12 protein-coding genes are annotated in these 11,018 nt (G+C 36.5%); 6 read left to right on the top strand and 6 right to left on the bottom strand.

Annotation, left to right across the window (positions count from 1 at the left end; all coding sequences use genetic code 11):
- Positions 1 to 435 precede the first annotated feature (435 nt).
- From WG932_RS11000 to WG932_RS10985, 4 genes are read right to left on the bottom strand one after another with little or no spacing between them, the layout of a single operon-like run.
- The gene (locus WG932_RS11000; RefSeq protein ID WP_149393528.1) at positions 436 to 1,200 is read right to left on the bottom strand and encodes a hypothetical protein; all 765 of its coding nucleotides are present in this window, start codon (positions 1,198 to 1,200) and stop codon (positions 436 to 438) included.
- Between the two features lie 19 nt (positions 1,201 to 1,219).
- Entirely contained in the window at positions 1,220 to 1,384 is a 165-nt protein-coding gene (locus tag WG932_RS10995) for a hypothetical protein (RefSeq protein WP_483087957.1), read from the bottom strand.
- Positions 1,369 to 1,887: a hypothetical protein gene (locus WG932_RS10990; protein ID WP_483087956.1), complete on the bottom strand. Its 519-nt coding sequence runs from the start codon at positions 1,885 to 1,887 to the stop codon at positions 1,369 to 1,371. Before WG932_RS10990 ends, WG932_RS10995 begins: the two co-directional genes overlap by 16 nt.
- A complete protein-coding gene (locus WG932_RS10985) occupies positions 1,884 to 2,414 on the bottom strand; it encodes an RNA polymerase sigma factor (protein WP_149393530.1) in 531 nt (176 codons plus the stop codon). The genes WG932_RS10990 and WG932_RS10985 overlap by 4 nt, the downstream gene beginning before the upstream one ends.
- A gap of 1,056 nt (positions 2,415 to 3,470) precedes the next feature.
- On the opposite strand from WG932_RS10985, the gene WG932_RS10980 reads away from it, so the two are divergent.
- The 6 genes from WG932_RS10980 to WG932_RS10955 all read left to right on the top strand — a co-directional run bounded on the left by WG932_RS10980 (position 3,471) and on the right by WG932_RS10955 (position 8,110).
- Positions 3,471 to 3,671, top strand: coding sequence for a hypothetical protein (locus WG932_RS10980; protein WP_483087955.1), 201 nt, complete (start codon positions 3,471 to 3,473; stop codon positions 3,669 to 3,671).
- Positions 3,661 to 3,990 (top strand): type II toxin-antitoxin system RelE/ParE family toxin, encoded by a 330-nt coding sequence (locus WG932_RS10975; RefSeq protein WP_483087954.1) that lies wholly within the window; start codon positions 3,661 to 3,663, stop codon positions 3,988 to 3,990. Before WG932_RS10980 ends, WG932_RS10975 begins: the two co-directional genes overlap by 11 nt.
- Before the next feature lie 354 nt (positions 3,991 to 4,344).
- Positions 4,345 to 5,280, top strand: a complete 936-nt coding sequence (locus WG932_RS10970; protein ID WP_483087953.1) for a DUF4249 domain-containing protein — start codon at positions 4,345 to 4,347, stop codon at positions 5,278 to 5,280.
- The gene (locus tag WG932_RS10965; RefSeq protein WP_483087952.1) at positions 5,267 to 6,766 is read left to right on the top strand and encodes a TonB-dependent receptor; all 1,500 of its coding nucleotides are present in this window, start codon (positions 5,267 to 5,269) and stop codon (positions 6,764 to 6,766) included. Before WG932_RS10970 ends, WG932_RS10965 begins: the two co-directional genes overlap by 14 nt.
- Complete coding sequence (locus tag WG932_RS10960; RefSeq protein ID WP_483087951.1) at positions 6,766 to 7,662, top strand: TonB-dependent receptor domain-containing protein; 897 nt, start codon at positions 6,766 to 6,768, stop codon at positions 7,660 to 7,662. Before WG932_RS10965 ends, WG932_RS10960 begins: the two co-directional genes overlap by 1 nt.
- A 61-nt stretch (positions 7,663 to 7,723) precedes the next feature.
- Positions 7,724 to 8,110 carry a hypothetical protein gene (locus tag WG932_RS10955; RefSeq protein ID WP_483087950.1) on the top strand — a complete coding sequence of 129 codons (387 nt, stop codon included), beginning with the start codon at positions 7,724 to 7,726 and terminating at the stop codon, positions 8,108 to 8,110.
- A 679-nt stretch (positions 8,111 to 8,789) separates the two neighbouring features.
- Here WG932_RS10955 and WG932_RS10950 read toward each other — a convergent pair.
- On the bottom strand, positions 8,790 to 9,713 hold the full coding sequence (locus WG932_RS10950; protein WP_483087949.1) for a hypothetical protein: 924 nt from the start codon (positions 9,711 to 9,713) through the stop codon (positions 8,790 to 8,792).
- A gap of 132 nt (positions 9,714 to 9,845) precedes the next feature.
- Entirely contained in the window at positions 9,846 to 10,118 is a 273-nt protein-coding gene (locus tag WG932_RS10945) for a hypothetical protein (protein WP_483087948.1), read from the bottom strand.
- Positions 10,119 to 11,018: the final 900 nt, after the last annotated feature.

The following is an 11,018-nucleotide window of genomic DNA, read 5'->3' as shown; positions in this document are numbered from 1 at the left end:
ACTATGCCTGATTCAAATTATTGTCATTTAATTAATATTCATTAAGAATGAGGGAAGTAATGTTTTCGATATCATTTTATCTTATTTTAATGGTCATATTTAAAGGTAGGTCTAAAGATAGGATGCTGTTTTTCTACGCGTCGAAAATTACCTGTTTGTGTAAACCAAATTGGGTAATAGATCTATTATTACATGATGAAATTATTTCAAATTAGTGGATTTCGTTGTAGTTCTCACCTTCAACTTAGGGAGGTTAAAACTCAAAGATTTGAAAGACTTTTCTCCGGTTTTAAACAAATCATTTAGGGCGCTTTCTTATAAGTGACTGTAGTATGGGTTGGTTAATTGTTTGTAGTTTTTTGTTTAGTTATTAGATTTATACATTCGAAGAAATATCCCTCCTATTATAAATTTAGGAGGGGATCTGATTATTTTTCACCAAAACCGAACACCAATTGTAGGATAGAAGGTGTTCAAATTGTTCGTCCCCACTAATCCTACTTGTATGGAAATGACCTGGCTGACTTGCCTTCTGTAGAAAGCTTTGATGGTGGTTTGGTCAAAAAGCTGGCTTTTCTCTTCATTCAATAGATAGCCAACCCCTATCATGTTTTTATTATTGGATTTAGGGTTGAATAGTTCCCAACTGAATTCGGCATTCAAAAACCAATTGTGATTGACCGATACTTTGTTTTCAATCTTTTCGGGGAAAAAAACGGAATTGGTAATCGAAGCTCCAATATCGAATTTTCTCCAGGATATTTTACTCCTAAACCCAATTTCGGGGGTAAAATAGCCTCCCGTATAATCTAGCCCTACAGGAAAGGTTAACTCTAGTCGGTCTGCATAAGGGACATAATTTTTTTCAATGTTGAGAAGCACCCTGTCCAGACTGGTCTGAGGGAATGCTTCAGCCAACCTGTAGGTAATGGTTTTAAATTCCGGGAAATCAGTTGCCTTTTTTAGAATGGGTTTGAATTTTAATGTCAAATCCTCCGGATTGTGCTCCTCGGCATTGAATAATATCAAGAGTTTACCTTGGTTTGGTAATTCAAAAGCCAAAGAATCAGTAATCGGCCAATCTTCGTCCATCCAGTCTTGGGTGTTTTTGGGCAATTGGTTTTCTACCTCCTGAGCAAGAATTTCAAATTGGATTGCGCATAGCAATGCCATTAAAGACAATTGAATTGATCTTTTCATAACGTGAGAATTTAGAATATTAGTTTTTTGATTTATTGAACTTAACTTGAATTGTTGCCGTCGGGTAATTGACGTTTTCTACTTGTATTTTTTCTTTTCTTCCAAAAGGAGAACCGCTTGATTTTGGTTTTTCTGCTTCCCAAGTGATTTTCACTTCATGGTAAGTTTTTATATTGTCTGCCATAGGCCGGTAGATACTTGCTTTGGCAATGGTGTGTTCTTTTTTATTTGGAATGGGCTCAATACAATTGGTTCTGCCTCTATGGGTACTATTTTCTCACGTTTCAAAGTGGAAGAAATGGCTACCTTTGAAGGAGGAAGTTCATTCGTTGTTATTTTTTCACTGGTCTTGGACAGCGGATTTATAGATTTCCTTGCAGCTGAATCTTCGGGAGCAGTGGACGCTGTTTTTTCTGTAAGCAAAGGTGTTTTTTCATCCACCTTAGCGGGGAAGAAATAAGCAATTCCTGAAAAAAGCATGAACATGGCAATGACCGCAGCGCCTAAATAATACCAGATTACCAGCCTTTTCGGTTCCTCAAGCCTTTTTTCAATCTGTCGTCCCCAGATCTCAGTATTAGGCTCCCTGATGGGAAGTTTTCGACTATTTTCTTCCAGCTGTTTGTCGAAGGTTTTCCTTTCTAAAATCTTATTCCAAAGCTCTGGGTTGGGGTTGTGTGTCTTCATGCCTTAAGGAGCTTAGTGATTCTACTTTTAAGTAATGATTTGGCATAGTGCAACTGAGATTTTGAAGTGCTCACTGTGATATTTAGTAGTTTTGCAGCTTCCTTATGCGAATAGCCTTCCACTGTCGTGAGTAGAAAAACAGCCTTGGCCCCAGAAGGAAGACTTAGTATGGCTTGATCCAGTATTTCTGCATCAAACCAGGAATCGAATGCTTCGGTGGTCTCCATTTCCTGATTTTCTACCGGTTCAAAATAGATTTTCTTTTTGCTATGGTGTATTGCCTTGCGTACGGCTATGGTCTTCATCCATGAGATTAAGGCCTCAGGGTTTTTAAGTTTCCTAATGTTTTGAAAAACTTCTACATATACCTCTTGTAAGATGTCATGCGCCTCTTCCTCATCACCGATTATTCTAAAGCAAGTTGAGTACAACATGCCTTTGGTCATTTCAAACAACTGAAATTGAGCATTTCGATCATTTTGGTTGATCTTTTTTATCAGTGTCGCATCTGGCTTTGGTATACTCATTTTTCGTCCGTATGTATAAAAGAGTCAGAAACCCGGCAAAAGGTTGGAAACGGAAGGTAAAATATTTTATAATATTATTCTGAGAAGAATCAAGTTAATCTTTTTCCCCGGAGGGTTCATTAATAGGCCTTCTTACGGAAATATTTGTCTTTCGATAATAAGGAGTAGATGCAATCTACTCCTAGTGGTGTACAATTTATTGACCTGGACTGAGTTTGCAACTACACTCAAATATTCGGCACTATTTGAAATTGGAAAAGTAGATACAATCAATTCCTAGTGTAGTTGTGGGCCAAAGCGAACTTGTTTTTCGTATCACTGTTCAACCCCATTCGGGGTTGAGGAAAAGGTAGGTAAGTGCTTTTCCGTGAGTTGCCACTCACGGTTATTATTGTTCAGGTCTTTCAGACCTGAGGTTTTAGTAGTGATTGAAGTTAACAATTTAGTTCTTTCGAATGGTCCATTATCACGAAACCAAAGAAGCCTAAATGGCTTCAACAACAATAGCCATGGGTGGCAACCCATGGACGGTGTCCAGCCCAGGAATTCCTCAACCCCAAGTTGGGTTGAACAGGGTTCGTTTAATCATTTAAAGCAACAGATGGTCTTCCGGATGTTCTTTTCTATTGACAATAAGGAGTAGATGCATATATTTTTGGTTTGATTTTTGGCGAGAGCCCTAGAAGGGCGAAACCTTTGTAGCCACGGGTATCGCCCGTGGTCAATGCAACAGAATAGCTGGTACCAGGTTTTCCTGGTTAAAGTTTGAATCAAGTCCAGAGGTAGATGCAATCTACTCCTAGCATAGAGTGAGGGCATGATATCAAATAGTTATTTTGGTTTATGGTTCAATCCTATTGTAATTTAGTCCTGTACCACCCACTTATTGGTTGGAATTAACATTAGGGATGTTCTTAAATGGATGACTATTGAATTTCTATTTTCGATTCTAGTGTTTTTTAACTATTTTCGTTGGATAACATTATTATTTACATGCTCGTTTATCAATACTAGTTTAGGTTATGGGTAGAGATAAAGCCAACGGATTATTAAAAAATGAAGCAGCTTACGATCAATATCGCAGACAATAAATTCGAAGTTTTCCTGGAGTTCATCAAAACCCTGGATTATGTGAAGGTGGAAGATGACGAAGAAAAAGCATTGGAAGAACTGCAAAATAGCCTGATACAAGTAAAACTAATGAAGGAAGGAAAACTACCCAAGCAATCGACCGAAGACTTCCTCAATGAGTTATAAGGTAATCCCTACGCCTGAATTTAAAAAGCTGGTTAAAAAACTGGCCAAAAGGTATCCTTCCCTAAAAACCGACTTACAACAACTGATTGAGACCCTGGTCGAAAATCCTGCATCCGGAATCCGTCTTGGACATAATCTTTATAAGATTCGGATGAAGATATCTTCAAAAAATAGAGGAAAGTCTGGAGGGGCCAGAGTGATCACCTTTATTGTAACCGATGACAGGGAAGTTTATTTGTTGCACATCTACGATAAGAGTCAGCTCGAAAATTTGACCAAGGAACAGATCATCGAATTGATCAATAATGCTGGTTTGTAAATGAGCAGAAAACTTTAGGTTAAATACAAAGTGGCGCATTATTTTTTCAAATATTTTGAACCTTAAAGTTCATCCTATCAGAGGGTTGAACAGGGTTTTATCAATTCTTTTAAGCAACAGATGGTCTTCCAGATGTTCTTTTCTTTTGAAAATTAAGGAATAGATGCCATCTACTCCTAGTGGCAAAAAAAGGCGGAAATCATTCGAATAACTAAATTTTTATATCAATAAAAATTTAGTTATTTTTATTGAATTAATAGTTACAGCCTAAGCAAGGGGAAATGATCTTAATTTATGTTTATTGATTTTATACCCTAACTCCCCGTGAATTTATTTGAGATTAATTGTTTTTGAATGAGGATTGTTTTTTATACAGTATGTTGCCTTTTATTTTCCAGTTGCATTACAGAATATACTTTGGACGGATCAGAGGATTTTGAGGAGCAATACAGTGTCAATGGGCTGATCAGGCCAGGTGTTCCAGCATCACTTTATATTCATAAAGTTGGTGATTTGGGAAAAATGGAAACAATATCTGATCCGTCCAAACTTAGGGTTTGGATTACTTGGAATTGGGAAGGTGAGGAAAGAATCGATTCTTTACAGTTTTCGGTAGATTACTTTGAAGGAGATGCCGAACTCAAGTCCAATACTACTTATCACCTAAATGTACTTCTTCCTGATGGAAAATTGATAAAGGCCACAACTAACATTCCTTCACCGGCTCCTTCCTATGATGTTTATTTAAAATTCCCGGCTGGCTTTGTTCAGTTGGATAATATTACCGGACCATTTTCCAGGTTTGTGTTGACGATGCCTGATTCATTGATTGAGGTTAAATATTATGAATCCATGCTTTTGCAGGTAGAGGAGAATGATGCGTCAAACTTTAATATACAGTACTGTCGAAACGATGATACAGCGACATTAATCGAAAATTTGCCCTCAAATTACCTGCCTTATTTCCTTTTCCAAAACAACAAAGGAGACAAGCTTCCCATGATCTTAAATTTTGATAGCGTTAAAGCTAATCCTTTTTCTAATAGATTTATTTTTCGACTATCCTCCGTGTCCGAACAGTATTTTAGGTATAAAAAATCTCTACTTCAACACCTAGATGTCTTGTCTCATACTTCTGAATTTGACGCCCCCATGCTATTTTTCCCTGATATTTTTAAAGAGCTGCAACCTGTTTATTCCAATATTGAGGGGGCTGAAGGCGTTTTTGCCGGCTACAACCCTACCGATCTTTCTGTAACCTGCAATCTGTCCGGCTATGAGTGTATTTAAAGCTGCTATTACAGGTTTTCTTTGCCTAATGAGTATCAGTTTATTGGCTCAAAATACTACACTAAAGGGAAAAGTCAAAGATGCCGAAAGTGGAGAGGTATTGATAGGAGCAACTATATATGATACTGAATCCGAAACCGGAACCTTTACCAATGATTTCGGTTATTTTCAGTTGTCTTTGCCTGACGATTCCGCAGGAGTTCTCCGAATAAGTCATTTAGGTTATGAAATGTTTGTTCTGGAATACTCTACAGCCGACACAAAAAAAATGCTTTCGGTGGAATTAATTCCTCTAAACCTAAATGAAGTTGTGGTGCAGGCAGAACGCTTGGTAGCAATAAAATCAGGATCTGCGATCACTATAAATGATCCCTCCGAACTTTCCTTACCAACCTTAAAACCTGAGATTGATATTTTGGATATAATAAAAAATCAACCGGGGGTTCAACAAACATTGGAGGGATCTACAGGATTTTCTGTGCGTGGTGGCAATCCTGACCAGAACCTCGTGGTAATGGATGGCATCCCCGTATACAACGGTGGACATTTTGGTGGGTTTGTATCTATTTTTGATCCTTTTGCGATAAGTAAACTCACTTTTTATAAAGGTGGTTTTCCTGCCAGATTTGGAGGAAGAGCCTCTTCGGTACTGGATGTCCATCTCAAGCAAGGGGATATGAACGCCTATCATGGGGAATTTGTGATCGGGCCATTGTTCAGTAAGTTTTCTCTCGAAGGGCCTATTAAAAAGGGGAAATCCTCCTTTTTGGTGTCTTTTCGTAAGTCCAATGTTGATCTAGTTCTTGGTTCTTTATATTTAATCAACAAACCTGAGGAAAGATATGGCTTGAAGTTTCATGATTTGACTGTAAAACTAAATCATCAATTTAGTGATAAAAGCAACCTTTATTTTTCCTTTTATCAGGGAAGGGATAGGATTTGGGAAAAGCTGGACAGAGATTATTTTTCCGGAGACCAACCTGCAAATTTTTCCTTCAACCGAACCAACTCCTGGGGTAATTTATTTGCCAATCTAAGATGGGGGAAGGTTATTGGAAATAAACTTCATTTGAACACATCGGTAGCGCTTTCAAGTTATAATTATGATTATTCCCAAGAGGACCATTCTACAAGAGAAGAGAGTACCGATATGAGAAATATCAATAATTATGGAGTGGCTGTAAAAGATTACCTTTTCAAATCAGAATTGGAATATTACCTAAAGAAGAATGTCCAAGTGGATGTGGGTGGTCAATTAATTTTTCATGAATTTATGCCAGTAGATACTTACAGGTATCAACTGGATCAATCTGGATTTGGAGCAACAGAAAGGCAAGAAAATGTAAATTTAAATGCCTTTGAGGCCTTTGGTTATGCGCAGGCCTCCATTCACAATAAAAAAAGAAATCTTCATTTTAGGCCCGGACTGAGATTTGGGGTTTACGCTATTGATGACAACAATTTTTTTCACTTCAGCCTCGAATAATGTTAACCTATCAAGTCCGAGAGGATATAGGAATGGAATTGGACTACAGCAAATCTTTTCAGCCGGTGCACTCGCTTAATTCTTCCGGCACCTCTCTGGAACCGGATATTTGGATTCCTGCCACCAGGAAGTTGGCTCCGGTAGAAAGCCATACTGTTTCTTTTTCAGTGACAAAGAACCATAAAAATTGGTCAGCAAGTGGCGGTTTGTTCTATAGAAGGCTAGAGAATTTAATTGAGGTCAACAGAAACAATGGTTTGTCCATAGCAACCACCGAATGGGAAGAGTCAATATTGGGTGGGGGAGAGGGAAGTGCATATGGCCTGGAGATTGGAGGGGACAGGCGTTTTGAGCGGTTGCTGGTTTCAGCCAATTATACCTTTAGCAGGTCATTCCGAAAATTTGACCTGATCAATAATGGTGAAAAATTTCCATTTATCTTTGACCGGCCACATTCCTTTAACCTGGAAGGCAACTACAAAATATCTTCCCGATCATCCCTATCATTAATTGGGACCATTCAATCTGGTCAACCTTTTACCCTAACCAATAAAAGCAATTTTCTTATAACAAATGCCTATTTCAGCAATGTAGCTGGAGCTGATATTGCTAACAATTATGACTTGAATACTCCCTTTCCTGTATTTTTTCAGGAAACGTTGGTTACAGAAAATATTAATGCGCTAAGAATGCCAATCTACCACCGAATAGATCTGGCTTATTCAAATAAAAAAAGGTGGAAAAATGGGTTCTTACGTGAATGGAATGTTTCTGTATACAATGTAATGAACAGAAAAAACCCCTATTTTATTTATTTGAATGCCAATAGCAATGGTTTTGAACAATTTACCCTGATGCCTATTTTGCCTTCCATTAGTTATAAATTAAAATTTTAATTTCCATGAAAAAACTACCTAATCTTTTTTCAAGTACCTTACCTATTCCCTATTAATTTTAATGATTGGCTGTGGAGAGGATTTTGAACCTAACTTTCTAGAAAAACCAGATTTAACGATTCTTCCCGGAGAGGAAACACAGAAAGCAATAATTGGTCAGGAAATAGTATATGACATATTGCTAACGGGAGAGGATACCAAGTTCACATCGCTTACTGTAAAATTGTCTTATGGTGACGCAATCGAGGAGTACAAACTGGTAGACAATGAAATCGATGATTTTATCGAAACTCCCTTCAGTGAAAAGTTTTCCTTTCAGCCCACTCAGGAGATGGTTGGAAAGCCGGTTACCTTACAATTTAGCTATATGATAGCATTAACAACCAATTCAGGTGGTGAGGTATTCTCCGAAAAGAGTAAAACTATCAATGTACTTGTTGAGGAATAGGCAAGGTATTGATGTTAGATGAAGACATGATTCCCTTGGCTAAGCATTTAGGTTAAACTGCGACCAGGCTTTGAAAATGGTATTTGTTAAAAACTTTTACCACATTAATTATTAAACCAATCCTAGAAGTAGAATCAATCTACGACTAGGCTTATAGCGAAAGTGAACTTGTTTTTCGCGGCACTGTTCAACCCCATCCGGGGTTGTGGGAAAGGTAGGTAACAGCTTTTCCGTGAGTTGCCACTCACGGTTATTATTGTTCAGGTCCTTCAGACCTGGGATTTGTGAGATAATTGATTTAACGATTTAGGTTTTCCAATAGTCCATTATACCGAAACCAAAGAAGCCTAAAGGGCTTCAACAACAATAGCCATGGGTGGCAACCCATGGACGGTGAATACTCGATCAAATCCTCAACCCCGGAGTGGGTTGAACAAGGTTTTTTCAATTAGCATATGGTCTTCCGGAAATACATGTCTTTTGATAATAAGGAATAGATGGCATCTACTCCTAAAATCCTCACTCCATTTAGATATTTGAAAGGTCTAATTCGCCAATTTTAACGTTGTCAAAATGTCCTTTATGTCATATTTGAAAAACTCATCCGAGTGTACATCAAAGGTGTAAAGTTCTTGATTAATAAAATCAATATCAAAACTTGTAATATGGTTTTCAAGCTTCAATTCCGCCAAAGGATGTCCATTCCAGTCAAACAGTAATATTGACGGTAGTTTTGTTCTATTGGTTTGGTAATTCTTTTTCCTTCATTAATAAAAACTACACCAAGAAAATCGTCATAAATTCGTGAATTTGCAAAAGTATATATTCTTTCTTCTGGGCTTTGTTTTTGAATCTCTTCAATGTCATATAATTTTTCCCCAATACATATAGTTTTGGCAATAGTGCTGTCTAAGGAATAGATATTTAAATAATTCAATCCTATTGGCATTTCTAAAAATACATTATTTTTATTATTATATTTCGTTATGGTTGACAAAATATTATAATCTTCTCCCTGCACAATAGATGCCTGATTAAGCTTTTTAAGAATGCTTATTTCGGATTCATGACCATCTTTTATAAAAGAACGTATTTGTTGCCTATTTGAATTCTCAATTTTTTTAATTAAATATCTTGAACTGTCAATAAATGTGAAATTAAATAAGAATGGAGGTAAATCATCATTTAAAATTGAAAGCTGCTGATTATTGGTCTCAATAGATTTTGTAATATTAAGCTTTAATAGCCTTCCTTTTTGGAAATCATACAGAAATGCAACTAACTGGTCTCCTTCATTGGTTATTTTGGAATTTGAAGAAGCACTTGGCCCCTGCATAAACTCTAAAGGCCCTTCTCCTCTTTTGAGATGGTCACCATACTTCTGATAATTTAACAAGGAGTAAAATGACCAAAGCCCATTTGGCTTAGTTGTGTTAAGAATCAATATACTATCATAAATGGCAAAATTTCTCATCCCAATTATATCGATGTTTGGAATTGACTTGTTTTGGAGCGAAAAGGTCTCAGGAAATTCAGTCACATACTCTACATTGTTAAAAGCCATGTAGTTGGGATGTTCAAATGAATCATTCTCACAACCCATAAGAATAAATGTGACTATTAATGAAAAAAGTATAGCATTTAATGACTTTGATAGATAATTTATAAACATGTATTATGGAATTTATTATGAAAGAAAAAGGGGGCGTCAATTTCAAAAAACGCCCCCTACTAATTAACTTGAACAAGTACTTGTACTCGACACCCATGAATTTGTACTATCCATTACCCAAGAACAGGTTCCGCAATATAGAATTTGGCTTCCTTCTTGAGTAGTAATTGTATTATAACAAGTACCTCCTGTCCCACTCCCAGCAATCGCCTTCTCCAAAGCCACTTCCTTTTCCGAAAAAGGTGCTTCTGTACTAACTATTCCAAACTGCCAGCCGGCCACCAGCATAAAAGCTACTGCGCCAAAATCCGCCATTAATTTCTTTGAATTTTTCAACCATTTTTTCCTATTAATATGGGTTTATATAAAACATTAATTAAACAGCAGTTAAATTGAAAAAAAAATGATAGTTGTAACTATTTTATTAAATATAAACAAATAAAAGTAAATTTTTATCTTTGATTAAGCATATATTGTGTTTTTAGGTAATGCCAGTATTTTATTTGACACTAAAACTTATTGCTGTTGGACTGAATTTAAGTAAGAGTGTTTAAATAATTAACTAAACTACTACTGTAAACTATTTCTGCGACTGGTAAAGTAAAATCTCTTTTTTCTACAATATTTAACTTCGCCCAGGCATTATAAACGAATTATTATTACGCTAAAGATAATAAGGAGTAAATGCAATCTACTCCTAGTGAGCGATATAGGTTGGTTGTAAAAATGCAAATTTGTATTTATATAATATTATTGGAATCCTCTAAAATGAAAATGTAATTGGATAAAATGCAATTGTAAGCTGCTAAAACGGAAATGTAAGCTGCTAAAATGGAAATGTAAGTGGGAAAAACGCAATTGTATGTGGAAAAAACAGAGATGTAAGCAGCTAAAACGCAATTGCAAGGGGAAAAAATAGAGATGTAACCTGAGAAAATGCATTTGTAAGGTGCGAAAACCAAAATGTAACGGGCATTTTTCTTATAGCAATGATGATTAACCCAAGCTTATTTTCACATCGGCGTCAAACCCATAAAAAATTGATGCCTTCATGACATAAAAGCTGTGTGGAAACCTGAATTTTGGCTAAGGTTTTAGTCCAGACCGTTTATCAAATTTAGGCATGCCTAAACCGATCTAAAAGCGTCTATTGTAGGTCTTTTGTATAAATATGATTAAATTAATTGCTGTTTATTTCACTCCAGATTAGGTTAGAATATCCCGGTTCTTTTAGGG

Source organism: Cyclobacterium sp. SOCE241 (assembly GCF_056867545.1).
This window is presented reverse-complemented; position numbering and strand designations above follow the sequence as displayed.